The sequence below is a fragment of the Georgenia faecalis genome, from assembly GCF_003710105.1.
GTDB lineage: Bacteria > Actinomycetota > Actinomycetes > Actinomycetales > Actinomycetaceae > Georgenia_A > Georgenia_A faecalis.
In genome coordinates this window covers 2,284,848-2,309,108 of sequence record NZ_CP033325.1, presented here as the reverse complement: position 1 = coordinate 2,309,108, position 24,261 = coordinate 2,284,848, and the positions used below count along the sequence as shown (strand labels likewise).

At 74.2% G+C, this 24,261-nt stretch carries 21 protein-coding genes; all 21 read left to right on the top strand.

From position 1 onward, the window contains the following. Window positions 1–160 precede the first annotated feature (160 nt). The gene (gene mraZ, locus EBO36_RS10050; RefSeq protein ID WP_122825601.1) at window positions 161–592 is read left to right on the top strand and encodes a division/cell wall cluster transcriptional repressor MraZ; all 432 of its coding nucleotides are present in this window, start codon (window positions 161–163) and stop codon (window positions 590–592) included. 188 nt (window positions 593–780) lie between these two features. After that, the gene (gene rsmH / locus EBO36_RS10045) at window positions 781–1,779 is read left to right on the top strand and encodes a 16S rRNA (cytosine(1402)-N(4))-methyltransferase RsmH (RefSeq protein ID WP_122824482.1); all 999 of its coding nucleotides are present in this window, start codon (window positions 781–783) and stop codon (window positions 1,777–1,779) included. After that, the gene (gene ftsL, locus EBO36_RS10040) at window positions 1,776–2,165 is read left to right on the top strand and encodes a cell division protein FtsL (RefSeq protein ID WP_122824481.1); all 390 of its coding nucleotides are present in this window, start codon (window positions 1,776–1,778) and stop codon (window positions 2,163–2,165) included. The genes rsmH and ftsL overlap by 4 nt, the downstream gene beginning before the upstream one ends. After that, on the top strand, window positions 2,162–3,913 hold the full coding sequence (locus EBO36_RS10035; protein WP_122824479.1) for a peptidoglycan D,D-transpeptidase FtsI family protein: 1,752 nt from the start codon (window positions 2,162–2,164) through the stop codon (window positions 3,911–3,913). Before ftsL ends, EBO36_RS10035 begins: the two co-directional genes overlap by 4 nt. Continuing rightward, complete coding sequence (locus EBO36_RS10030; RefSeq protein ID WP_122824478.1) at window positions 3,910–5,502, top strand: UDP-N-acetylmuramoyl-L-alanyl-D-glutamate--2,6-diaminopimelate ligase; 1,593 nt, start codon at window positions 3,910–3,912, stop codon at window positions 5,500–5,502. The genes EBO36_RS10035 and EBO36_RS10030 overlap by 4 nt, the downstream gene beginning before the upstream one ends. Next, window positions 5,499–6,872, top strand: a complete 1,374-nt coding sequence (locus EBO36_RS10025; RefSeq protein WP_122824477.1) for a UDP-N-acetylmuramoyl-tripeptide--D-alanyl-D-alanine ligase — start codon at window positions 5,499–5,501, stop codon at window positions 6,870–6,872. The genes EBO36_RS10030 and EBO36_RS10025 overlap by 4 nt, the downstream gene beginning before the upstream one ends. After that, complete coding sequence (mraY, locus tag EBO36_RS10020) at window positions 6,869–7,951, top strand: phospho-N-acetylmuramoyl-pentapeptide-transferase (protein ID WP_122824476.1); 1,083 nt, start codon at window positions 6,869–6,871, stop codon at window positions 7,949–7,951. The genes EBO36_RS10025 and mraY overlap by 4 nt, the downstream gene beginning before the upstream one ends. Continuing rightward, complete coding sequence (gene murD / locus EBO36_RS10015; RefSeq protein WP_122824475.1) at window positions 7,948–9,387, top strand: UDP-N-acetylmuramoyl-L-alanine--D-glutamate ligase; 1,440 nt, start codon at window positions 7,948–7,950, stop codon at window positions 9,385–9,387. The genes mraY and murD overlap by 4 nt, the downstream gene beginning before the upstream one ends. After that, complete coding sequence (gene ftsW, locus EBO36_RS10010) at window positions 9,384–10,607, top strand: putative lipid II flippase FtsW (RefSeq protein ID WP_122824473.1); 1,224 nt, start codon at window positions 9,384–9,386, stop codon at window positions 10,605–10,607. The genes murD and ftsW overlap by 4 nt, the downstream gene beginning before the upstream one ends. Continuing rightward, window positions 10,600–11,724, top strand: a complete 1,125-nt coding sequence (gene murG, locus EBO36_RS10005; RefSeq protein WP_206515479.1) for an undecaprenyldiphospho-muramoylpentapeptide beta-N-acetylglucosaminyltransferase — start codon at window positions 10,600–10,602, stop codon at window positions 11,722–11,724. Before ftsW ends, murG begins: the two co-directional genes overlap by 8 nt. 34 nt (window positions 11,725–11,758) lie before the next feature. Next, window positions 11,759–13,081, top strand: coding sequence for a UDP-N-acetylmuramate--L-alanine ligase (murC, locus tag EBO36_RS10000; protein WP_122825599.1), 1,323 nt, complete (start codon window positions 11,759–11,761; stop codon window positions 13,079–13,081). Between the two features lie 251 nt (window positions 13,082–13,332). Further along, a complete protein-coding gene (locus EBO36_RS09995) occupies window positions 13,333–14,181 on the top strand; it encodes a cell division protein FtsQ/DivIB (RefSeq protein WP_164471430.1) in 849 nt (282 codons plus the stop codon). Window positions 14,182–14,389: 208 nt separating this feature from the next. Continuing rightward, entirely contained in the window at window positions 14,390–15,604 is a 1,215-nt protein-coding gene (gene ftsZ / locus EBO36_RS09990; RefSeq protein ID WP_122824471.1) for a cell division protein FtsZ, read from the top strand. A gap of 2 nt (window positions 15,605–15,606) precedes the next feature. Beyond that, window positions 15,607–16,410: a purine nucleoside phosphorylase YfiH/LACC1 family protein gene (locus EBO36_RS09985; RefSeq protein WP_122824469.1), complete on the top strand. Its 804-nt coding sequence runs from the start codon at window positions 15,607–15,609 to the stop codon at window positions 16,408–16,410. Between the two features lie 54 nt (window positions 16,411–16,464). After that, complete coding sequence (locus tag EBO36_RS09980; RefSeq protein WP_122824468.1) at window positions 16,465–16,929, top strand: cell division protein SepF; 465 nt, start codon at window positions 16,465–16,467, stop codon at window positions 16,927–16,929. Window position 16,930: 1 nt separating this feature from the next. Then, window positions 16,931–17,224, top strand: a complete 294-nt coding sequence (locus EBO36_RS09975; protein WP_122824467.1) for a YggT family protein — start codon at window positions 16,931–16,933, stop codon at window positions 17,222–17,224. A gap of 110 nt (window positions 17,225–17,334) precedes the next feature. Continuing rightward, complete coding sequence (locus tag EBO36_RS09970; RefSeq protein ID WP_122824466.1) at window positions 17,335–18,024, top strand: DivIVA domain-containing protein; 690 nt, start codon at window positions 17,335–17,337, stop codon at window positions 18,022–18,024. Window positions 18,025–18,088: 64 nt separating this feature from the next. Then, window positions 18,089–19,174, top strand: a complete 1,086-nt coding sequence (locus tag EBO36_RS15955; RefSeq protein WP_122824465.1) for a signal peptidase II — start codon at window positions 18,089–18,091, stop codon at window positions 19,172–19,174. Then, window positions 19,167–20,093: an RluA family pseudouridine synthase gene (locus tag EBO36_RS09960; RefSeq protein ID WP_122824464.1), complete on the top strand. Its 927-nt coding sequence runs from the start codon at window positions 19,167–19,169 to the stop codon at window positions 20,091–20,093. Before EBO36_RS15955 ends, EBO36_RS09960 begins: the two co-directional genes overlap by 8 nt. Next, on the top strand, window positions 20,090–20,593 hold the full coding sequence (locus EBO36_RS09955; protein ID WP_122824463.1) for a GNAT family N-acetyltransferase: 504 nt from the start codon (window positions 20,090–20,092) through the stop codon (window positions 20,591–20,593). The genes EBO36_RS09960 and EBO36_RS09955 overlap by 4 nt, the downstream gene beginning before the upstream one ends. A 62-nt stretch (window positions 20,594–20,655) precedes the next feature. Next, on the top strand, window positions 20,656–24,204 hold the full coding sequence (gene dnaE / locus EBO36_RS09950) for a DNA polymerase III subunit alpha (RefSeq protein WP_122824462.1): 3,549 nt from the start codon (window positions 20,656–20,658) through the stop codon (window positions 24,202–24,204). Window positions 24,205–24,261 lie beyond the last annotated feature (57 nt).

The window sequence follows — 24,261 nt, the reverse complement described above, 5'->3', positions numbered from 1 at the left end:
GGCTCGTCGCGGGACAAATCCCTCCACCGTGCCCCACTGCGCCTGACCTGCGACATCAGCACTGATGTGCGGGAATAATGCCGGGTTTGGCATTGACGGGGGAGGGAAGTGGAGTAATGTGGCGTGTACTGGTGGTCGGCACGCACAAGAGGGGGTGGCCGTGTTCCTCGGTACCCACGCCCCTCGCCTGGACGAGAAGGGTCGCCTCATCCTCCCGGCGAAGTTCCGTGACGAGCTGGCCTCCGGACTCGTCCTCACCCGCGGCCAGGAGCGCTGCCTGTACGCCTTCCCCATGCGCGAGTTCGAGCGCCTGCACGACCAGCTCCGGCAGGCGCCCGTGACGAGCAAGCAGGCGCGTGACTACCTGCGCGTCTTCCTCTCCGGCGCCGCCGACGAGGTCCCCGACAAGCAGGGGCGAATCACCATCCCGCCGATGCTGCGCCAGTACGCCGGCCTGGACCGTGACCTCACGGTCATCGGCGCCGGGACGCGGGTGGAGATCTGGTCCGCCCCCGCCTGGGAGACCTACCTCGCCGAGTCCGAGGCGAGCTTCGCCGAGACCGCCGACGAGGTGGTCCCCGGCCTCTTCTGAGCACCACCCGCACCCACCCGAACCCACCGCCGAATCCGAATCCGAACCCGCACCACCGGCCCCGCACTCCGCACGGCGAGGTCTCTCACCGCGACTCTGACGCACTTCCCCGGTGTCAGAGCAGGCGGAGGGAGTCCTGGTCGGGCGGTGGAGGGCCACCCGACCAACCACGATGAAGGAGAGGCCACGTGAGCGCATCGGCCGCCGAGCGGCACGTCCCGGTGCTCGCCGACCGTTGCCTCGAGCTGCTCGCCCCGGCGCTCGCCGAGCCCGGCGCCGTGCTCGTCGACGCCACCCTGGGGATGGGCGGCCACTCCGAGCTGGTGCTGCGCCGCTTCCCGCAGGCGCGGGTCATCGGCATCGACCGCGACCCGCAGGCGCTGGCGCTCGCGGGGGAGCGGCTCGCCCCGTTCGGGGAGCGCTTCACCCCGGTCCGGGCGGTCTACGACGCCATCGACGAGATCGTCGCCGAGCACGCCGGGGGATCCGTCCAGGGCATCCTCATGGACCTCGGCGTCTCCTCGCTCCAGCTCGACGAGGCCGAGCGCGGCTTTGCCTACGCCCACGACGCCCCCCTCGACATGCGGATGGACCCCACCGAGGGGGTGAGCGCCGCCGAGCTCCTCGCCACCGCGCCCGAGGCGGAGCTGCGCCGCATCCTGCACGTCTACGGCGAGGAGCGGTTCGCCGGGCGGATCGCCACGGCCATCGTCCGGCGCCGAGCCCAGGCCCCGCTGACGCGCACCGGCGAGCTCGTCGACATCGTCCGCACCTCCATCCCGGCGGCGGCCCGGCGCACCGGCGGCAACCCCGCCAAGCGGACCTTCCAGGCGCTGCGCATCGCCGTCAACGACGAGCTCGGCGCCCTCGAGGCGGCGCTGCCCCGCGCCGTGGAGTCCCTCGCGGTGGGCGGGCGCATCGTCGTCCTCGCCTACCACTCCCTCGAGGACCGTGCGGTGAAGACGGTGCTCGCCCGCGGCGCGACGTCCTCCACCCCGCACGACCTCCCCGTCGAGCTGCCCTCGCACGCCCCGTACCTGCGCCTGCTCACCCGCGGCGCCGAGGAGGCCGACGAGGAGGAGCGCGCCCGCAACCCACGCGCCACCTCGGTCCGGCTCCGGGCCGCCGAGCGGCTGCGTCCCACCCCTGACCACCTCCGTCCGACCGTCCCAAGGAGTGCCGCATGAGCGCGATGCCGGCCCGCGTACCGATCCCCAGGACGACCCGGACGTGGCGGCCGCGGCTGCACGTGGTGCGCAACCCCGTGCCGTCCCGCTCGCTCCTGCCGTACCTGCTCACGTGCGCGACGATCCTCCTCGGCGCGCTCGTCGGTGCCCTGCTGCTCAACACGCAGATGGCGGTGACGGCGTACGAGCTCCACGACGCCCAGCGCGAGCTCAACCAGCTCGTCGAGTCGGAGGCGTCCCTGCGCCAGCAGGTGGAGGTGGCCGGCTCGCCCGCCGAGCTCCAGCGGCAGGCGACCGAGCTGGGCATGGTGCCCGCCGAGACCATCGGGTTCATCGACCTCGCCCACGGCACGGTCCTGGGCGGCCCTGTCGGGGAGGGCGAGTGAGCGGCGCAGTCCTCGTCCGGCGGCAGAACATCGTCCTCATCGCCGTCCTCGTCGTCCTCATGGTCTTCGGCGGCCGCCTCGTCTACGTCCAGGCGGTCGAGGGACCCGGCCTGGCCGCCGAGGCCCTCGACGAGCGGCTGGCACGCTCGACCCTCCAGGCACCCCGCGGCGACATCGTCGACGCCAACGGCGAGATCCTCGCCACCTCGGTCTCCCGGTACAACATCGGGGTCAACCAGGTCCTCATCCGCGAGTTCACCGCCGAGATCGACGGCGAGCCGAAGACCGGCGCCGTCGCGGCGGCGGCCGTCCTCGCCCCGCACCTCGACCGCGACCCCGCCGAGCTCGGCGCGGCCATGGTCGGCGACTCCACCTTCGTCTACCTCGAGAAGGGCCTCACCCCCGACCAGTGGCGGGAGATCCGCGAGCTCGGCATCCCCGGCATCGAGCCCGAGGCGACCACCGAGCGGATCTACCCCAACGGCGCCACCGCCGGGAACATCGTCGGGTTCGTCGGCCGTGACGGCGCCGGCCTCGCGGGCCTCGAGCTCGCCCTCGACGCCGACCTCGAGGGCACCGACGGCAGCAGCGTGGTCGAGATCGGGCTCCACGGGCAGCGGATCCCCACCGGCCAGAGCACGACGACGCCCGCCGAGCCGGGCCGTACGGTCCACACCACCATCGACCGGGACATCCAGTTCCGGGCGGAGGAGGTCATCGACGCCTACACCGAGCGGTACGGCGCCGCGTGGGGGGCCGTCGTCGTCGAGGAGATCGGCACGGGCCGGATCCTCGCGCTCGCCGACTCCCACCGGGTCGACCCCGGCAACTACCAGGACACCCCGCCCGAGCGCCGCGGCTCGCGTGCCGCCCAGGCCGCCTACGAGCCGGGCTCCACGGGCAAGCTCGCCACCTTCGCCGCCGCGCTCGACGTCGACGCCGTCGAGCCGACGACCGTCTTCACCACGCCCGACCGCCTGACGATGCCGTCGGGGCAGACGTTCTCCGACGCCGACCCGCACGCCACCGAGGACCTCACCGTCGCGGGGATCCTCGCCACCTCCTCGAACACCGGCACGGTCCAGGTCGGCGACCGGATGAACGACGAGGAGCGCCACGCCTACCTCGAGGCCTTCGGCTTCGGCAGCACCACGGGCCTGGGCCTGCCGGGGGAGACCGGCGGCATCCTCGCCGACCCCGAGGCCTGGGACGGGCGCCAGCGCTACACGACGATGTTCGGCCAGGGCATGGCCGTCAACCTCATCCAGAACACCTCCGTGGCCGCCACGCTGGGCAACGGCGGGGTGCGCGTGAGCCCTCGCATCGTCGACGGCTACACCGGCGCCGACGGCACCTTCGAGCCGGTCGAGACGCCCGAGGGCGTGCCGGTCGTGCGCGAGGAGACCGCGGGGGAGATGCTCCGCCTGATGGAGGGCGTCGTCTCCGAGGAGGGCACCGGCGTCCTCGGCATGCTCGACGGCTACCGGGCGGCCGGCAAGACCGGGACCGCCCAGGTCCCCGACGCCAACGGGCGCCTCACCCAGACGGTGGCGAGCTTCATCGGCGTCGCCCCCGCCGAGGCGCCGCGGATCGCCGTCGGCATCGTGCTCTACCACCCGACGACCCAGCTGTCCTCGGGCATCATCGCCGCGCCGATCTTCCCCGAGGTGGCCAACTTCACCCTGCGCCACCTCGGCGTCCCCCCGTCGCAGAGCGCTCCGGAGCCCTACCCGCTGCGCGCACAATGACGCCGGGGAACGTAAGGTGTCGATACGTGACACCTGACCTCCTGCGACCCCGCATGACCCGACCGACGCCCCTCGCCGCCCTCGCCCGGCACCTGGGCATGACCCCCCTGACCGGGGTGGACCCCGCGGGGGTGGACGTCGTCGGAGCGAGCGTCGCGAGCGACGACGTCGGTCCGGGCGAGGTCTTCATCGCCCTGCCGGGGGCCCGTACCCACGGCGCCACGTACGTCCCGCAGGCGCTCGACGCCGGGGCCGTCGCCGTCGTCACGGACACCGCGGGCGCGGAGCTGTGCGCCCGGGTCTGCCTCGACCGCGGCGTCCCCCTGCTCGTCACCGAGGACCCCCGGGCCCTCGCCGGCCCGCTGAGCGCGCTGGTCTACGGGCTCCCCGCGGAGCACCTGCGTACCGCCGCCGTCACCGGGACCAACGGCAAGACGACGACGACGTACTTCCTCGACGCCATCGCCCGGCGGGCGACCGCCGCGACGGCGGTCCTCGGCACCGTCGAGCTGCGCGTGGGGGAGACGACCGTCCCCAGCCCGCGCACGACCGTCGAGGCGCCGGTCCTCCACCGACTCCTCGCCCTCGGGCTCGAGCGCGGCGTCGGCGCCGCGAGCATCGAGGTGTCCTCGCACGCCCTCGCGCTCCACCGGGTCGACGGGCTCGTCGTCGACGTCGCCGGCTTCACCAACCTCCAGCGCGACCACCTCGACTACCACGGGACGATGGAGCGCTACCTCGCGGACAAGGCGATCCTCTTCACCCCCGAGCACGCCCGGCGTGCGGTCGTCTGCGTCGACGACGAGTGGGGCCGCGCGCTGGCGGCGCGCACCGTGCTGCCCGTGGACCGCGTGCGCGCCTACCCCGGGGACGCCGAGGCGGAGTGGACCGTGCACGACGCGAGCATCGGGCTCGACGGCGTCGCCTCGACGTTCACCCTGCGCGGCCCCGGCGGGTTCGAGGTCCAGGCGTCGTGCCCGCTCCCCGGGCGCGTGAACATCCAGAACGCGGCCCTCGCCATCGTCATGGGGCTGCGCTGGGGCGTCGCCCCCGCCGACGTCGTCGACGCGGTCGCCCACGCCCACGGCATCCCCGGCCGCATGGAGCGGGTGAGCCAGCGCGGGGACGGCCTGCCGCTCACCGTCGTCGATTTCGCCCACACGCCGGACGCCCTCGAGCTCGCGCTCGAGGCGGTGCGGCCCGTCACCCCGGGACGGCTCATCGCCGTCTTCGGCTCCGACGGCGACCGCGACCAGGGCAAGCGCCCGCTGCTCGGCGCCGTCGCCGCCCGGCTGGCCGACGTGCTCGTCGTCACCGACGAGAACCCGCGCTCGGAGGACCCGGCGACGATCCGGCGCGCCATCCTCGACGGGGTGCGTTCCGTGCGCCCCGACCTGACCGACGTCGACGAGGCGTCGACCCGCGTCGAGGCCATCGCCCGCGCGGTGGAGATCGCCGGACCGGAGGACACCATCATCATCACCGGCAAGGGCCACGAGCCGCACCAGGAGATCGCCGGGGTGTTCCACCCGTACAACGACGTCCCCGTCCTGCGCGAGGCGATCGAGCGCCGCTGGGGGACCCGATGATCGCCATGACCGCGCAGGACGTCGCGGCGGCGGTCGGTGGCACGCTCGTCGGGGCAGCCCCCGGCCTGCTCGTCGACGGCCCCGTCGTCACCGACTCGCGCCTCGTCGCGCCCGGGGCCCTGTTCGTCGCCGTCGCCGGCGAGCGCACGGACGGGCACGACCACGCCGCCGCCGCGTCGGCCGCCGGCGCCGTCCTCACCCTCGCCTCGCGCCCCGTCGACGTCCCGCACGTCCTCGTCCCGGACACCGTCGAGGCGCTGGGCGAGCTCGCCCGCGTCGTCCTCGACCGGTTGCGCGCCGAGGGGGAGCTCCGCGTCGTCGGGGTGACCGGCTCCGTGGGCAAGACGACGACGAAGGACCTCCTCGCCCAGGTGCTCGGCGCGGCCGGCCCCACGGTGGCGCCCCGGGAGTCGTTCAACAACGAGATCGGCCTGCCGCTCACCGTCCTCACGGCCACCCCGGCCACCCGGTACCTCGTCCTCGAGATGGGGGCCAGCGGCCCGGGCCACATCGACTACCTCACCCGCATCGCCCCCCTCGACGTCGCCGTCGTCCTCATCGTCGGGCACGCCCACATGGGCGGGTTCGGCTCCATCGAGGCCGTCGCCCGGGCGAAGTCGGAGATCGTCACCGGGCTGCGCCCGGACGGCACCGCCGTGCTCAACGCCGACGACGCCCGCGTCGCGGCGATGGCCGCCCTCGCCCCCGCGGCGGTGGTCCGCTTCGGCCGCGGCGCCGAGGCCACCGTGCGGGCGCGCGACGTGCGCACCGACGACGCGTCGCGGGCCTCGTTCACCCTGGAGGTGGACGTCTCGGGCGCCCGCAGCGCGCACCCGGTCGAGCTGCGCCTCGTCGGCGAGCACCAGGTCTCCAACGCCCTCGCGGCGGCGGCGACCGCCGTCGTCCTCGGGCTCGACGCCGGGGCCGTGGCCGCGGCCCTCGGGCGGGCCGAGCGGGTGAGCGCGCACCGCATGGCGGTCACCGACCGTGCCGACGGCGTCCGCATCGTCGACGACGCCTACAACGCCAACCCGGACTCCGTGGCCGCCGCGCTGCGCACCCTCGCCCACATGCCCGCCCGGCGCCGCATCGCCGTGCTCGGCGAGATGCTCGAGCTCGGCGCGACGGCGCAGGCGGACCACACCGCCGTCGGTGCGCTCGCCGCGTCGCTCGGCATCGACGAGGTGGTGGCCGTCGGCCCCAGCGCCGACGCCGTGCGCGCCGGGGCCGGGGAGCGCGCCCGCATGGTCGCCGACGTCGCCGACGTCGAGCTCGACCTGCACCCGGGCGACGTCGTGCTCCTCAAGGGCTCGAACGGGTCGGGCGTGTGGCGCCTGGCTGACCGCCTCGTCGCCGGAGGCGCCGCGTGATCTCGATCCTCGTCGCGGGCGCCGTCGCGCTGCTCGTCTCCCTGCTGGGCACCCCGCTGTTCATCAAGTTCCTCGTCCACCGCAACTACGGGCAGTTCATCCGTCAGGACGGCCCGACGGCGCACTACACCAAGCGCGGGACGCCGACCATGGGCGGCGTCGTCATCATCCTCGCCACGCTGCTGGGCTACGGCGCCGCGAACATCGCGGGCGGCCGCCTGCCGCAGGCGTCCGGGCTGCTCCTGCTCTTCCTCATGGTCGGGCTGGGCTTCATCGGCTTCCTCGACGACTACATCAAGATCAGCCGGCAGCGGTCCCTGGGGCTGCGCGCCCGCTGGAAGATCATCGGGCAGGCCGCGGTCGGCATCACGTTCTCGGTGCTCGCGCTGCAGTTCCCCAACGAGAACTTCCGGACCCCGGCCTCGACCCGGGTCTCCTTCGTCCGGGACACCGGCCTCGACCTCGCCTTCGCCGGCGTGATCGTCGGGCTCGTCCTCTTCATCCTGTGGTCGAACTTCCTCATCACGGCGTGGTCGAACGCCGTCAACCTCACCGACGGGCTCGACGGCCTGGCGAGCGGGGCGTCGGCCATGGTGTTCGCCGCCTACACGGTCATCGCGCTGTGGCAGGCCAACCAGAACTGCCAGTACCTGCCCGAGCCGGGCTCGGCCTGCTACGAGGTCCGCGACCCGCGCGACCTCGCGATCATCGCCGCGGCCCTCGTCGGCGCGTGCTTCGGGTTCCTGTGGTGGAACGCCTCGCCCGCGCAGATCTTCATGGGCGACACCGGCTCCCTCGCCCTGGGTGGCGCACTGGCCGGGTTCTCCATCCTCACCCGGACCGAGGTCCTCGCCGCCATCATCGGCGGACTGTTCGTCATCATCGTCCTGTCCGACGTCATCCAGATCGGCTTCTTCAAGATGACCGGCAAACGGGTCTTCCGGATGGCGCCCCTGCACCACCACTTCGAGCTGGCGGGCTGGGGCGAGGTGACCATCGTCATCCGCTTCTGGCTCATCGCGGGGCTGTGCGTGGCGCTCGGCCTCGGGGTGTTCTACGCCGAGTGGATCACCGCGTGAGCGGCCTCGACCTCGCCGGGGCGCGGGTGGTCGTCGTCGGCCTGGGCACCTCCGGCCGCGCGGTCCTCGACGTCCTCGGGACCTCGGGGGCCCGGCTCCTCGGGCTGGACGGCCGGGAGAGCGCGATCGAGGCGGCCCGGGCGGGCGGCGAGGTCCCCGCCTCCGTCGAGCTGCGCGCCGCGGAGGACCTCGCCGAGGCGGCGTTCGCCGCCGGGCCCGACCTCCTCGTCGTCTCCCCGGGCGTCCCCGCGACCTCCCCGCTCCTGCGTCGCGCCGCGGCCGAGGGGGTGGCGACGTGGAGCGAGGTCGAGCTCGCCTGGCGCCTCCAGGAGACGCCGGTCCCGTGGCTCACCTTGACGGGCACGAACGGCAAGACGACGACGGTGGGCATGCTCAGCTCCATCCTCACGGCGGCCGGCCTGCGCGCCCCGGCCGTGGGGAACGTCGGCACCCCGGTGGTACGCGTCGTCGCCGAGGGCGCCGCCGACGTGCTCGCCGTCGAGCTCTCGAGCTTCCAGCTCCACCTCACCCACACCGTCGAGCCGGAGGCGAGCGCGTGCCTCAACGTCGCGCCCGACCACCTCGACTGGCACGGCTCGTTCGACGCCTACGCCGCGGACAAGGCCAAGGTCTACGCCCGCACGCACCGCGCCTGCGTCTACACCGTGGCTGACCCCCGCACCCGCGCCATGGTGGAGGAGGCGGAGGTCGTCGAGGGGGCGCGCGCCGTCGGCGTCCGGCTCGGGGCACCCGGGGTGGGCGAGCTCGGGCTCGTCGAGGACGTCCTGTGCGACCGCGCCTTCCTCCCCACCCGGCACACCCACGCGGCGATGCTCGGGGAGCTCTCCGACCTCGCGCACCTCGCCCCCGGCGACGTCCCGGCGCACGTGGTCACCGACGCGCTGGTGGCGGCGGCCCTCGCCCGGGCGCACGGCGTCGCGCCCGAGGACGTCCGCGCGGGCCTGCGCGCCTACGCGCCCGGCGCCCACCGCATCGAGGTCGTCGCCGAGCGCGACGGTGTCACCTGGATCGACGACTCCAAGGCGACCAACGCGCACGCCGCCGCTGCCAGCCTCGGCGCGCAGGATCCCGGGCGGGTCGTGTGGATCGCCGGGGGCCTGGCCAAGGGCGCCCGGTTCGACGAGCTGGTCCGCACGGTGCGGGACCGGCTCGCCGCCGTCGTCCTCATCGGCGTCGACCGCGAGCCGCTGCGCACCGCCCTGGGGCGACACGCGGCCGAGGTCCCGCTCGTCGAGGTGAGCGCGCAGGACACTGGCGAGGTGATGTCGCATGCCGTGGCCGAGGCCGCCCGCCTCGCCCGGAAGGGGGACACCGTCCTGCTCGCACCCGCGTGCGCGTCGATGGACCAGTTCCCCGGGTACGGCGCGCGGGGTGAGGCGTTCGCCCGGGCGGTGCGAGAGCTGGGGGAGCGATGACGACGGTCGACGAGCCGACCACCCGCGCCCGGACCGGGTTCCGCCCGGACGCGGCGACCCTGAGCTACTACCTCATCGGGACGGCGACGCTGCTCCTGCTCGCCATCGGCGTGGTCATGGTCCTGTCCGCCTCGTCGATCACCTCGATCCGCGAGACGGGCAACCCCTACGGGCAGTTCCTCAACCAGGCGCAGTTCGCGCTCATCGGCGTGCCGCTGATGATCGTCGCGAGCCGCGTCCCCGTCGCGTGGTACCGGCGCCTCGCCTGGCCGGCGCTCGGGCTCGGGCTCTTCCTGCAGGCCCTGATCTTCAGCCCGCTCGGCACGGGCGAGAAGGGCAACACCAACTGGGTGACGATCCCGGGGCTGGGCCAGACCGTGCAGCCCTCGGAGTTCCTCAAGCTTGCCCTCGCGCTGTGGCTCGGCCTGGTGCTCGCCCGCAAGGGACGCCTCCTCCAGCAGTGGCAGCACGTCGCCATCCCCGGGCTCGTCGTCGCCGTCCTCGCCATCGGCCTCGTCCTCGGCGGCCGTGACGTCGGCACCGCGCTCGTCGTCGTCGCCCTCGTCGCCGGCGGGCTGTTCTTCGCCGGGGTCCCGCTGCGCTGGTTCGCCGGGGCGGGCGTCGCAGCCGCCGGGGTGCTCGCCTTCCTCGTCATCGACTCCCCGAACCGCATGCAGCGCGTCCTGGCCGTATTCGGCGGGGAGTGCGACGCCTCCGCCGCGTGCTACCAGTCCAAGCACGGGCTCTACGGGCTCGGCACCGGGGGGCTCTCCGGCGTCGGCCTCGGCGCCTCCCGCCAGAAGTGGTCCTACCTGCCCGAGGCGCACAACGACTACATCCTCGCCATCATCGGCGAGGAGCTCGGGCTGTGGGGGACGCTCCTCGTCCTCGGCCTCTTCGCCGCGCTCGCCTTCGGCCTGCTCCGCGTCGTGCGCCGCCACCCCGACCCGTTCGTGCGCATCGCCACCGGCGCCATCACCGCGTGGATCCTTACCCAGGCCATCATCAACATCGGCGTCGTCGTCGGCCTCCTGCCCGTCATCGGCGTGCCGTTGCCCCTCGTCTCCGCCGGCGGCTCCGCGCTCATCGCCACGCTGCTCGCCATGGGGGTGGTCCTCGCCTTCGCCCGGTCCGAGCCCGGCGCGGCGCAGGCGCTCCAGGCGCGCCGCGGCACCGTGCGGCGCTCGCTCGCCGTGGTCGCCCGAGGCCGACGTGGCTGAGCCGCTACGGGTCCTGCTCGCCGGCGGCGGCACGGCCGGCCACGTCAACCCGCTCCTCGCGACCGCCGCCGAGCTCGCCGCCCGCCCGGACGGCGCCGCGGTCACCGTGCTCGGCACCCGCGAGGGGCTGGAGTCGCGGCTGGTCCCCGACCAGGGGCTGCCGCTGCGCATCGTCGACCGCGTCCCGCTGCCCCGGCGCCCCTCGGGCGACCTGCTGCGGGTCCCCGGCCGGCTGCGCGGTGCGGTCCGGCAGGCCACGGACGCCATCACTGGCTCGCGGGCCGAGGTGGTCGTCGGCTTCGGCGGCTACGTCGCCGCGCCCGCCTACCTCGCCGCCGCCCGCCTGGGCGTCCCCGTCGTCGTCCACGAGCAGAACGCCCGCCCGGGCCTGGCCAACCGGCTCGGCGCCCGCCGCGCCCGCACCGTGGCGGTGACGTTCCCCGGCACCCCGCTGCCGCGCGCCGAGCTCACCGGCCTGCCGCTGCGGCCCGGCATCGCGCGGCTGGTCGCCGAGCGGTCCGCCGACGCCGCCACCCGGCGCCGCGCCGGGGCCGGCGCCCTCGGGCTCGACCCCGCCCGCCCCACGCTCGTCGTCACCGGCGGCTCCCTGGGTGCCCAGCGCATCAACGAGGCGGTGGCGGGCGCCGCCCGTGACCTCCTCGCGGCCGGCGTCCAGGTGCTCCACCTCACCGGGGCCGGCAAGGACGCCGCTGTACGCGACGCCGTCGGCGGCCTCGACGGCTACCACGTGCGGGCCTACCTCGACGGGATCGAGGACGCCTACGCCTGCGCGGACCTCGTCCTCGCCCGTGCCGGGGCGGGGACGGTGAGCGAGCTCGCCGCCCTCGGCATCGGTGCCGTCTACGTCCCGCTGCCCATCGGCAACGGCGAGCAGCGGCGCAACGCGGCCGGCGTCGTCGGCGCGGGCGGGGGCGTCCTCGTCGAGGACGCCGCCCTGGACGCCGCCCTGGTCCGGGCCGAGATCCTCCCGCTGCTCACCGACGCCGACCGCCTGGCACGGCTGGGCGAGCGGGCCGCCACCGCCGGCATCCGCGACGGTGCCGCGCGCCTGGCCGACCTCGTCGCCGCCGCGGCCCGGGGAGGTGCCCGTGGCTGACGCCGCCCACCTCATCGGCATCGGCGGGGCCGGCATGTCGCCGGTCGCCGAGCTCCTTGCCGCCCGCGGCTGGGCGGTGTCCGGCTCGGACGCGCGCGACAGCGCCGTCCTCGACCGCCTGCGCGCGCACGGCATCGACGCCCACGCCGGCCACGACGCCGCGCACGTGCCCGACGGCGCGCTCGTCGTCGTCTCCACCGCGGTACGCCCGACCAACCCCGAGCTCGTGCACGCCCGCGAGCGGGGCCTGCGCGTCGTGCACCGCAGCGAGGCCCTCGCGCTGGCGGCGCAGGGCCAGGAGCTCGTCGCCGTCGCCGGCGCGCACGGCAAGACGACGACGTCGGCGATGATCGCCGTCGCCCTCACCGCCCTGGGCCTGGACCCCAGCTTCGCCATCGGCGGTGAGGTCCTCGCCCTCGGCACCGGCGCGCACCTGGGCACCGGGCGGGCCTTCGTCGCCGAGGCGGACGAGTCCGACGGGTCGTTCCTCAACTACCGGCCGGCGGTCGCCGTGGTGACCAACGTCGAGCCGGACCACCTCGACCACTACGGCTCCCGGGCCGCCTTCGAGCAGGCGTTCGTCGACTTCGCGGGGCGGGTCCTGCCCGGGGGGCTGCTCGTCGCCTGCGCCGACGACGCCGGCGGGCTCGCCCTGGCACGGCGCGTCCCCGGACGCGTCCTCACCTACGGCACCGTCGAGGCGCCGCTCGACGGCCCGCACGTGCGGCTGCTCGACGTCGTCACGGGTCCGACCGGGTCGCGCGCGCGCCTCGTGACGGACGACGGCGACGTCCCCCTCGAGCTGGCGGTCGGCGGCGAGCACAACCTCCTCAACGCCACCGCGGCGTGGTGCGCCGGGGTGGCGGTCGGCGCCGACCCGGTGGCGATGGCCGCGGCGCTCGGCACCTTCACCGGCACCGCGCGGCGGTTCCAGGCCCGCGGGGAGGCCGGCGGCGTGCGGGTGGTCGACGACTACGCCCACCACCCGACCGAGGTGGCCGCGACCCTGCGCACGGCGCGGCTGGCCGCGGGGGAGGGCCGGGTGATCGCGCTGTTCCAGCCGCACCTGTACTCCCGGACCCGCACGTTCGCCGCGGAGTTCGCCCGCGCGCTCGACACCGCGGACGAGGCCGTCGTCACCGACGTGTACGCCGCGCGGGAGGACCCCGAGCCCGGCGTGGACGGCTCGCTCATCACCCGGACCATGGAGCGCGGGCGCTTCGTCCCCGACCGCGTGGAGGCGGCCCGCGCGGCGGCCCGGCTCGCGCGCCCGGGCGACCTCGTCCTCACGGTCGGCGCGGGTGACGTCACCGAGCTCGGCCCGGTCATCCTCGACGAGCTGGCGGGCCGGCCGTGAGGCCGCCCGCCGCACCGCGGCAGGTGCGCCGGTCGGACCCCGCGCCGGCGGGCCCGTCGAGCGCGTCAAGGCCGTCGGCCCCGGACCGGGCCGCGGACCGTGCCCCGCACCGTGACCCCGCGCCGACGGGTGCGCCCGACCCGGCACCCGACCCGGCGCCCGGACGCGCCCCGGTGCCCGCCAAGGCGCAGGACGCCGAGCCGGCGCGCGGCCGGACCCGGCGGCGCCCGTGGTCGCGGCGGTCCCGCGACGTGGAGTCCGCGTCGCAGCCCACGGCCCCCGCGGCCTCCCGGCCGGAGCGCCCGTCGTCACCGTCCACCGCGCTCGCGACGCCCTCGGCCGGCGCGCTGGCCCGGCCGACCGAGCGCGTTCCGGTCTCCCTCGTCGAGCGGCAGACCGAGCGCGCCCGCGCCCAGCGCCGGCTCCTGCTCCGCAAGATCGGCATCGGCGTCGTCGTCGTCGCCCTCCTCGTGGGGCTGGCGTGGCTCGTCCTGGGCTCGCCGGTGCTCGCGCTGCGCTCGGAGGAGATCGCCATCGACGGGGTGGGGACGACGGTGACCTCCGAGGAGGTGCTCGCCGTCGTCGAGCCGTCCGTCGGTGTGCCGCTGGCCCGGGTCGACGCCGACGGGCTGCGCGAGGAGCTGGAGGCCATCACGACGGTGCGCCACGCCGACGTGGCGCGCGACTGGCCGCACGGCCTGCGGATCGTCATCGACGCCCGCGAGCCGGTCGCCGTCGTCGCCGCGGACGGCGCGTACGCGCTGCTCGACCGGGACGGCGTGCGGATCGGCACGGCGGACGCGGCTCCGGAGGGCATGCCGCTCGTCACGGTCCCGCTCGACTCCGAGGCCACCGCGCCCACGCTCGACGCCGTGCTCACCGTCCTCGGTCAGCTCCCCGAGGAGCAGCGCTCCCAGGTGGCGACGGCCGGCGCGCCCAACCCGCGCTCGATCACCCTCGTCCTCCACGACGGCGCCGAGGTGCGCTGGGGGAGTGCGGAGGAGAGCGAGCTGAAGTCCGCCGTGCTCGACGTGCTGCGGGCGCAGCCGGCGCGGGTCTACGACCTCACCATCCCGCGTTCGCCGACCACGCTGCAGTAGCGGCGGGCACGGCGAGCGGGGAGACCAAGGACGGCACGACGCCCAGGGCGGTAAGAAACACACGACGACTCGCGCGACACACCCCGCGTGGTCGTTGCTGCTCGCCCGGAGCGCACCTAGCGTTCCGGGTGCCGAGAACTGACATAAGTCTAACCCTCAAGTTGAGATTGAGGGTAGGCACGACGCAATACGAGCGAGAGGGGCCGACGTGGCGGCACCGCAGAACTACCTGGCGGTCATCAAGGTGGTGGGCATCGGGGGCGGCGGCGTCAACGCCGTCAACCGGATGATCGAGGTCGGGCTCAAGGGCGTGGAGTTCATCGCCATCAACACCGACGCGCAGGCGCTGCTCATGAGCGACGCCGACGTGAAGCTCGACGTGGGCCGTGAGCTCACGCGCGGGCTGGGAGCCGGGGCGGACCCCGAGGTGGGAAAGAAGGCCGCCGAGGACCACGCCGAGGAGATCGAGGAGGTCCTGCGCGGGGCCGACATGGTCTTCGTCACCGCGGGCGAGGGTGGTGGCACCGGCACCGGTGGCGCACCCGTCGTCGCGCGCATCGCGCGCTCGCTCGGCGCGCTGACCATCGGCGTCGTCACGCGACCGTTCACCTTCGAGGGGCGGCGCCGCTCGACCCAGGCGGAGTCCGGCATCGACGCCCTGCGCGCCGAGGTCGACACCCTCATCGTCATCCCCAACGACCGCCTGCTGTCCATCAGCGACCGCGGCGTCTCCGTGCTCGACGCCTTCCGCTCCGCGGACCAGGTGCTCCTGTCCGGTGTCCAGGGGATCACCGACCTCATCACCACCCCCGGCCTCATCAACCTCGACTTCGCCGACGTCAAGTCCGTCATGCAGGGCGCGGGCAGCGCCCTCATGGGCATCGGCTCGGCGCGGGGCGAGGACCGGGCGGTCCAGGCCGCCGAGCTGGCGATCTCCTCGCCGCTGCTCGAGGCGAGCATCGACGGCGCGTACGGCGTCCTGCTCTCCATCCAGGGTGGTTCGGACCTCGGGCTCTTCGAGATCCACGAGTCCGCCCGCCTCGTCCAGGAGGCCGCCCACCCGGAGGCGAACATCATCTTCGGTGCGGTCATCGACGACGCGCTCGGCGACGAGGTCCGCGTCACCGTCATCGCCGCCGGCTTCGACGGCGGCACACCGCAGCCCAAGGACGGCCGCAGCCTCGGGCAGGTCGCGGCCCGCACGGCGCCGCCTCGCGAGGCGCCGCCGGCGCCCCGCCAGGAGACCATGGCCCCGCCGCCGGTCGTTGTGCGGGAGGAGCCCGTCCCGGCGGGCGCCGGCGCGCGCGCCTACGCCGGCGAGGACGGCATGCCCCGCGGCTACGAGGTGCCCCGCGTCTTCGACGAGGAGCCCGTGCGTCGCCGCCCCGAGGAGGACCTCGACATCCCGGACTTCCTCCGGTAGTCGTGCCCCTCGACCTCATCCCCGCTCAGCTCGGGCCCGGCGCGCGTGGTGCGTTCACCACGCGCGCCGGTGGCGTCTCGGGCGGGGCCTACGCCGCCGAGGACGCCTCCGGCGGGCTCAACCTCGGCGGCCACGTCGGCGACGACCCGGAGCGGGTGCTCGCCAACCGTGACCTCCTCGACCGCGCAGTGGGTGCCCGCGTCGCCTGGGCCAACCAGGTGCACGGCGCGCAGGTGCTCGTCGTCGACGACGAGCCCGACCCCGGCCGCGGTGCGCTGGGGGATGCCGACGTCCTCCTCGCGGTGGCGGGTGCGGCCCGCCGCCCGGCGGTCGGTGTCCTCGTGGCGGACTGCGTGCCGGTGCTCCTCGCGACGACCGACGGCTCGCTCACCGCGGCGGCCCACGTCGGCCGCCAGGGGCTCGTGCGCGGCGCGCTCGAGGCTGCCGTCGCCGCCATGACCGCGCGCGGCGCGGATCCCGGGGACCTCTGGGCGAGCATCGGGCCGAGCATCTGCGGGCGGTGCTACGAGGTCCCGGCCCGGTTGCGCGAGGAGGTCGAGGCGCTCGTGCCGGGCACGGCGTCGTCGACCTCGTGGGGCACGCCCGCCCTCGACCTCGCCGCCGGCGTCCGGTCCCGCCTCGCCGCCGCGGGCGTGGAGCGCGTCGAGCAGGTCGGCCGGTGCACCCACGAGGACGCCCGGTTCTACTCCTACCGGCGGGACGGGGTGACCGGCCGGACCGCCGGCGTCGTGCGCGCTCGCGACACGCCGCGGCTGGTGCCTGGCGGGACCGCCGCCCTGGTCTAGCGTCACAGGTGGGCGGACCGGGTGGTGCGCACAGACCAAGTACGAGGAGTTGTCATGGCCGGAGCGCTGCGCAAGACGATGGCCTACCTCGGGTTGTCCGAGGAAGAGCAGCAGCAGCAGCACCATGAGGAGTACGTCGAGGAGACGCGGGCCTACCAGGGTGTCGACCCCGAGCCGGAGCGGACCGCCGAGGTGACTCCCATCAGCCGGGCGAGCGTCGTGCGGAGCGAGCCCGAGCCCGACCTGCGCCGCATCGCCACGGTCCACCCGACGACGTACAACGAGGCGCGGGTCATCGGCGAGGCCTTCCGCGAGGGCACGCCGGTCATCATGAACCTGTCGGGCATGAGCGAGACCGAGGCCAAGCGGATGGTCGACTTCTCCGCCGGGCTGGTCTTCGGGCTGCACGGGGTCATCGAGCGCGTGACGAACCGGGTGTTCCTCCTGTCGCCGGCCACCGTGGAGGTGGCGAGCGACGGGAACGACGGCGACGTCGGCCGTCTGTTCAACCAGAGCTGACGTGGGCACCCTTTTCTCGATCATTTACCTGCTCCTGCTGCTGTACATGCTCGCCCTCGTCGGGCGGCTCATCCTCAGCTGGGTGCAGGTATTTGCCCGTGACTGGCGTCCGCGCGGCCTTGTGCTGGTCCTCGCCGAGGCCGTCTACACGCTCACCGACCCGCCGCTGCGCTTCCTCCGGCGGCTCATCCCGCCGCTGCGGCTCGGCGGGATCGCGCTCGATCTCGGCTTCCTCCTGCTCTTCGTCGCCGTCAGCCTCGCCATGCAGTTCGCCGGGCGGCTGGCCGCGATGTGAGCGGCCGGACGCGTCACGGACGGCCTGTGACACATTGGGCTACCGTGGACCCGTGAGTGGCGGCTTTCCCACGATCATGACCGAACAAGACGACACCGAGGTGACGACAAATGGCGCTGCTCACAGCAGACGACGTCCTCAACAAGAAGTTTCAGCCGACGAAGTTCCGTGAGGGCTACGACCAGGACGAGGTCGATGACTTCCTGGACGAGGTCGTCAACACGCTGAGCGCGCTCGCCACCGAGAACGAGGAGCTCAAGGCCAAGCTCGCCGCGGCGGAGCGACGGGTCGCCGAGCTCAACGGCGGCGCCGCGGTGTCCGAGGACGTCGCACCGGCGGAGGTCGAGACCGAGGACGAGCCGGAGCGCGAGGAGTCGGCGTTCGCGCCGCGCCAGGAGGCCACGCCCGCGCCGGTCGCCACGCCGACGCCGGTCGTCACGTCCACGCCGGCCCCCGCGGCCGATGGCCCCGAGTCCGCGACCGGGATGCTCGCGCTGGCCCAGCGTCTGCACGACGAGTACGTCCGCAACGGTCAGGAGGAGGGCGACCGCATCCTCACCGATGCGCGCACCCAGGCCGAGAAGATCGTTCGCGAGGCCGAGGACAAGCACAACCGCACGCTCGCGCAGCTGGAGCAGGAGCGCTCGCTCCTCGAGCGCAAGATCGACGAGCTCCGCGTGTTCGAGCGGGACTACCGCACCCGCCTGAAGAGCTACCTCGAGTCGCTCCTCAGCGACATCGAGGGCCGGGGCGCAGTCGCCGGCCGGCCCGAGGCCGAGGCCCCTCAGTACCGCAAGTGAGTGCCTGACGACGGCGGCGGTCCCACCCGGGCCGCCGCCGTCGTCGTGCACGGAGAGTGAGCCCATGTCCGCCTCGCACAAGAAGCACGCCACGACGGCACCCGACCCCGAGCCCGGCGGCGTCGCCGCCGCGCCGAGCGCCGCCGACGCTCAGCCGGCCTCCGCCGCCGCCCCCGCCCCCGCCCCCGCGCAGGACGCCGCGCCGGCGACGGCGCAGGACGCCGCGGTTCCCGGCGCCGATCCGGCCGGGGCGCCGTCCCAGGCACCGCCCAGCCCACGCACCGGCAGGCGGTCGCGGACCGCGCTGCTGACGACGCTCATCGCCATCGCCGCCGGCCTCGCCGTCGCCGACCAGGTGACGAAGTACCTCGCGGAGGCGAACCTCGTCCAGGGCGTCGTCGTGCCGGTCCTCGGTGACGTCCTGAGCCTGCAGCTCATCTACAACCCCGGTGCGGCGTTCTCCATCGCCACGGGCATGACGTGGGTGTTCACGCTCGTGGCCGTCGTCGTCATCGCCGTCGTGGTCCGCGCCTCGCGCCGGATCGGCTCGCTGGCGTGGGCCATCGCGCTCGGGATGCTCCTCGGTGGCTCCCTCGGCAACCTCTACGACCGGCTCCTGCGCGAGCCCGGGTTCGCCCGCGGGCACGTCGTCGACTTCATCAACTACAACGGCTGGTTCGTCGGCAACGTCGCGGACATCGCCATCGTCGCGGCGGCGGTCCTCGTCGCCGTCCTCGCCGTGCGCGGGGTGGAGATCGACGGCACCGTCGTCGGGCGCGACACCCCGGCGCCGGAGAGCGCGCCGGCAGAGGACGTGGCCCCCGAGGAGCCCGACGACGCGGACGTCGACGTCGCCGCCTGGGTGGCGAGCGGGCCCGCGGCGGACGCCCCGGCGCGGACCCCCGCCACGGTCACCGGCCCCGCCCTGCACGCGCCCGTCGACGGCAGTCCCGCCGACGACGCGGCGACCGACGGCGGCCCCGGCGACGACGTGCTGGCCGACGCGCCGGCCGACGAGCTCGCGGCCGACGGCGCCTCGACGCACGGGGCCCCGGCGGAGGCCGACGCTCCCGCGGGCGACGTCGCCGACGCCGCCCCCGACGCCACCACGGACGGCCGCGACCCGGCCCGGCCCACGCGCGATGCCTGAGGAGCGCGCCCTCCCCGTCCCCGACGGCCTCGCCGGGGAGCGGGTCGACGTGGCCCTGTCCCGGCTGCTCGGGGTCTCACGCACCCGGGCCGCCGAGCTCGCCGCCGATGGCGCGGTCCGCCTCGACGGCGTCGTCCTCGCCAAGTCCGACCGGCTCCTGCCCGGCGGCTGGCTCCAGGTCGAGGTCCCGGACCTCGCCCCGCCCCCGCCGCCCCAGGCCGTCCCCGGGATGGCGATCGCCTACGAGGACGACGACGTCGTCGTCGTCGACAAGCCCGTCGGGGTCGCCGCACACCCGAGCCCCGGCTGGACCGGCCCGACCGTCGTCGACGGGCTGCGCGCCGCCGGGTACCGCATCGCCACCTCGGGCGCGGCCGAGCGCCAGGGGATCGTCCACCGGCTCGACGTCGGCACGTCCGGCCTCATGGTGGTCGCCAAGTCCGAGCTGGCCTACTCCGTCCTCAAGCGCGCCTTCAAGGAGCGCACGGTCGAGAAGGTCTACCACGCCCTCGTCCAGGGCCACATGGACCCCTCCGCCGGGACGATCGACGCCCCCGTGGGGCGCCACCCCGGGCACGACTACAAGTTCGCCGTCGTGGCCGACGGCAAGCCGGCCGTCACGCACTACGCGACGCTCGAGGCGATGGCGGGGGCGTCGCTGCTGGAGATCCACCTCGAGACCGGCCGCACCCACCAGATCCGCGTCCACACCTCGGCGGTGCGCCACCCGTGCGTCGGCGACGTCACCTACGGCGCGGACCCCACCCTGGCCGCGCGCCTCGGGCTCACCCGCCAGTGGCTGCACGCCGTGCGGCTGGCCTTCGCCCACCCCAGCACGGGCCGTTGGGTCGAGGTCCGCAGCGACTACCCCGACGACCTCGCCCACGCGCTGCACGTCATGCGGGAGGGGCGGGCATGAGCGCGACCACGCCGGGCCTGGAGGTCCGCCGCGTCACCACCCAGGCCGACCTCGAGCGCGCGTGGGAGGTCCGCTTCGAGGTCTTCGTCGACGAGCAGGGCGTCTCGGCCTCCTCGGAGGTCGACGACGCCGACACCGCCGCGACGACGGCCCACGTCATCGCCGTGGACGCCGACGGCACGGTCCTGGGGACCGGCCGCCTGCTCAGCGACCCCGCGCACCCGGGCGAGGTGCACCTCGGCCGGCTCGCCGTCCGGGCGGCGGCCCGGGGGCTCCGCGTCGGCGCGCGGCTGGTCGCCGCGCTCGAGGCGGTCGCGGTCGCCGAGCACGCCGTGCCGCAGGAGGGGCAGGCCGACGTCCTCGGCGTCACCGTCCTCCTCTCCGCGCAGGAGACCGCGATGGGCTTCTACGAGCGGCTGGGCTACGCCGTCGTCACGGGGGAGCGGGTCCTCGACGAGGGGATCTGGCACCAGGACATGGCGAGGCACATCACCCTCTGAGCCGGGGCACGCCGGGGGCCGACCGGGCACCGACGTCGGTACGGCGACCTAGACTGGCAGGCATGTCTGCTGGGCGATCCGACGACTTCGTCCACCTCCACGTGCACACCGAGTACTCCATGCTCGACGGTGCGGCGCGGCTCGACGACCTCTTCACCGAGGTCGCCCGGGTCGGTCAGAAGGCCGTGGCGATGACCGACCACGGCTACCTCTTCGGCGCGTACGACTTCTGGTCGACGGCGCGCAAGCACGGGGTGAAGCCGATCATCGGCGTCGAGGCCTACCTCACCCCGGGCACGTCCCGCTTCGACAAGACGCGCGTGCGCTGGGGCGACGAGTCCCAGACGAGCGACGACGTCTCCGCCCGCGGCGCGTACACCCACATGACGCTGCTCGCGCGGACGACCGAGGGGATGAACAACCTCTTCCGGCTCGGCTCCCGCGCCTCCCTCGAGGGTCAGATGGGCAAGTGGCCGCGGATGGACCGCGAGCTGCTCACCACCTACGCCGACGGCCTCATCGCCACCACCGGCTGCCCCTCGGGCGAGGTCCAGACCCGCCTGCGCCTGGGCCAGTACGACGAGGCGGTGCGGGCCGCGGGGGAGTACCAGGACCTCTTCGGCCGCGAGAACTTCTACGTCGAGCTCATGGACCACGGGCTGTCCATCGAGCGCCGCGTCATCAAGGACCTGCTCCGGCTCTCCAAGGACATCGGGGCGCCGCTCCTGGCGACCAACGACTCGCACTACACCAAGCCCGACGACGCCAAGATGCACGAGGCGATGCTCTGCCTCCAGTCGGGCACCACGCTCGCCGACCCGGACCGGTTCCGGTTCGACGGCGACACGTACTACCTGCGCAGCGCCCGGGAGATGCGCGACCTGTGGCGCGAGCTGCCCGAGGCCTGCGACAACACCCTCCTCGTCGCCGACCAGTGCGACGTCACGTTCCGCACCACCGCCGAGGGCGCGAACTACATGCCGCGCTTCGACGTCCCCGCGGGCGAGGACGAGTACTCCTGGTTCGTCAAGGAGGTCGAGAAGGGGCTCGCCTACCGCTACCCCGACGGCGTCCCGGACCAGGTCCGCGCCCAGGCGCAGTACGAGGTCGGCGTCATCAACCAGATGGGCTTCCCCGCCTACTTCCTCGTCGTCGCCGACTTCATCAACTGGGCCAAGGCCAACGGGATCCGGGTGGGCCCGGGCCGTGGCTCGGGCCCCGGCTCGATGGTGGCCTACGCGCTGCGGATCACCGACCTCGACCCCCTGGCCCACGGCCTCATCTTCGAGCGGTTCCTCAACCCCGACCGCGTCTCCATGCCCGACTTCGACGTCGACTTCGACGAGCGCCGGCGCGGGGAGGTCATCCGGTACGTCACCGAGAAGTACGGCGACGACCGGGTGGCCCAGGTGGTCACCTACGGGACCATCAAGGCCAAGCAGGCCCTCAAGGACTCCGCGCGCGTCCTCGGCTTCCCGTACCAGATGGGGGAGAAGCTCACCAAGGCGATGCCGCCGTCGGTCATGGGCAAGGACATCACCCTGTCGGGGATCTTCGACCCCAAGGACAAGCGCTACAACGAGGCGGAGGAGTTCCGCCAGCTGCACGCCGCGGACCCGGACGCCCGGGCCGTCGTGGAGACCGCGCAGGGCCTGGAGGGCATCAAGCGCCAGTGGGGCGTGCACGCCTGCGCCGTCATCATGTCCTCCGTCCCGCTGCAGGACGTCATCCCCGTGATGAAGCGGCCCCAGGACGGCGCGGTCATCACGCAGTTCGACTACCCCACCTGCGAGACGCTCGGCCTGCTGAAGATGGACTTCCTCGGGCTGCGCAACCTCACGGTGCTCGACGACGCCCTCGAGAACATCGTCCGCAACGGCAAGGACCCCGTCGACCTCGAGCACCTCACGCTCGACGACCCGGCCACCTACGAGCTCCTCGGCCGCGGCGACACCCTGGGCGTGTTCCAGCTCGACGGCTCCGGCATGCGCACGCTGCTGCGCCTCATGCGCCCCGACAACTTCGAGGACATCTCCGCCGTCGGCGCCCTGTACCGGCCCGGGCCGATGGGCGCGAACTCGCACACGAACTACGCCCTGCGCAAGACCGGCCAGCAGCCCATCGAGGCGATCCACCCGGAGCTGGCCGAGCCCCTCAACGAGATCCTCGGGACGACGTACGGCCTCATCGTCTACCAGGAGCAGGTCATGGCCATCGCCCAGAAGGTGGCGGGCTACTCCCTGGGACAGGCCGACCTCCTGCGCCGCGCCATGGGCAAGAAGAAGAAGGCGGAGCTGGACAAGCAGTTCGCCAGCTTCGAGGCGGGCATGCTCGAGCGCGGGTTCTCGGCCGGCGCGGTGAAGACGCTGTGGGACATCCTCCTGCCGTTCTCCGACTACGCGTTCAACAAGGCGCACTCGGCGGCGTACGGGCTCATCTCGTACTGGACGGCCTTCCTCAAGGCGAACTACCCCACCGAGTACATGGCCGCCCTGCTCACCTCGACGCAGGACAACAAGGACCGCCTGGGCCTGTACCTGGGCGAGGCGCGGCACATGGGGATCACGGTCCTCCCGCCGGACGTCAACACCTCGGCCGCGAGCTTCACGCCGGTCGGCGACCAGATCCGCTTCGGCCTCGCGGCGATCCGCAACGTCGGCGGCCCGGTGGTCGAGGCGATCATCGCCGCACGGGAGGAGAAGGGCGCCTTCACCTCCTTCACCGACTTCCTCGACAAGGTCCCCGCGCCGGTGTGCAACAAGCGCACCGTGGAGTCGCTCATCAAGGCCGGGGCCTTCGACACCCTGGGCCGCTCCCGGCGCGCGCTGCTCTCGCGTCACGAGGAGGCGGTGGACATGGTCATCGACGTCAAGCGCAACGAGGCGGTCGGCCAGTTCGACCTCTTCGCCTCCGTGCTCGGCAGCGATGCGCCGTCGGCCGGGTTCACCGTCGAGGTGCCGGACCTGCCCGAGTGGGACAAGGGCGAGAAGCTCACCTACGAGCGGCAAATGCTCGGGCTCTACGTCTCCGACCACCCGCTCTTCGGCCTCGAGCACGTCCTCCAGCGCGCCGCGGACACCTCGGTGGCGTCGCTGCTCACCGACGAGGGGCGGCCGGACGGCACGATGGTCACCATCGCCGGCCTCATCACCGGCCTGCAGCGGAAGATGACGAAGAACGGCAACCCCTGGGCGATCGCCACGGTGGAGGACCTCGAGGGCTCGATCGAGGTGCTGTTCTTCCCGCAGACGTACGCCACGGTGGCGACGATGCTCGCGGAGGACACGGTCGTCACCGTCAAGGGGCGGCTCAACCGGCGCGACGACATCCCCACCATCAACGCCTCGGAGATCACCCTCCCGGACGTGACGACGGCGACCGACGGCCCGATCCAGCTCACCATGGCGGCGAGCCGGTGCACCACCCCCATCGTCGAGCGGCTCAAGGGGATCCTCACGGACCACCCGGGCAGCTCGGAGGTGCGGGTGCGCCTGACCAGCCCGGGCCGGGCGACGGTGATGCGCCTCGAGGACGCCTTCCGGGTGGAGCCGTCGCCGTCCCTGTTCGGCGACCTCAAGGCCCTGCTCGGGCCGAGCTGCCTGGCGAACTAGCGGGCTGGCGGTCAGCAGGCGAGCGCGCGAGCGCGGTCTGGCGGTCGGTGCCGTCCC

Excerpts from the sequence above, each read along its gene's own strand:
- ftsL (WP_122824481.1), top strand. The coding sequence starts at position 1,776 with ATGAGCGCGATGCCGGCCCGCGTACCGATCCCCAGGACGACCCGGACG.
- EBO36_RS10030 (WP_122824478.1), top strand. The coding sequence starts at position 3,910 with ATGACGCCGGGGAACGTAAGGTGTCGATACGTGACACCTGACCTCCTG.
- EBO36_RS10025 (WP_122824477.1), top strand. The coding sequence starts at position 5,499 with ATGATCGCCATGACCGCGCAGGACGTCGCGGCGGCGGTCGGTGGCACG.
- ftsW (WP_122824473.1), top strand. The coding sequence starts at position 9,384 with ATGACGACGGTCGACGAGCCGACCACCCGCGCCCGGACCGGGTTCCGC.
- murC (WP_122825599.1), top strand. The coding sequence starts at position 11,759 with ATGTCGCCGGTCGCCGAGCTCCTTGCCGCCCGCGGCTGGGCGGTGTCC.
- EBO36_RS09980 (WP_122824468.1), top strand. The coding sequence starts at position 16,465 with ATGGCCGGAGCGCTGCGCAAGACGATGGCCTACCTCGGGTTGTCCGAG.
- EBO36_RS09970 (WP_122824466.1), top strand. The coding sequence starts at position 17,335 with ATGGCGCTGCTCACAGCAGACGACGTCCTCAACAAGAAGTTTCAGCCG.
- EBO36_RS15955 (WP_122824465.1), top strand. The coding sequence starts at position 18,089 with ATGTCCGCCTCGCACAAGAAGCACGCCACGACGGCACCCGACCCCGAG.
- EBO36_RS09960 (WP_122824464.1), top strand. The coding sequence starts at position 19,167 with ATGCCTGAGGAGCGCGCCCTCCCCGTCCCCGACGGCCTCGCCGGGGAG.
- EBO36_RS09955 (WP_122824463.1), top strand. The coding sequence starts at position 20,090 with ATGAGCGCGACCACGCCGGGCCTGGAGGTCCGCCGCGTCACCACCCAG.
- dnaE (WP_122824462.1), top strand. The coding sequence starts at position 20,656 with ATGTCTGCTGGGCGATCCGACGACTTCGTCCACCTCCACGTGCACACC.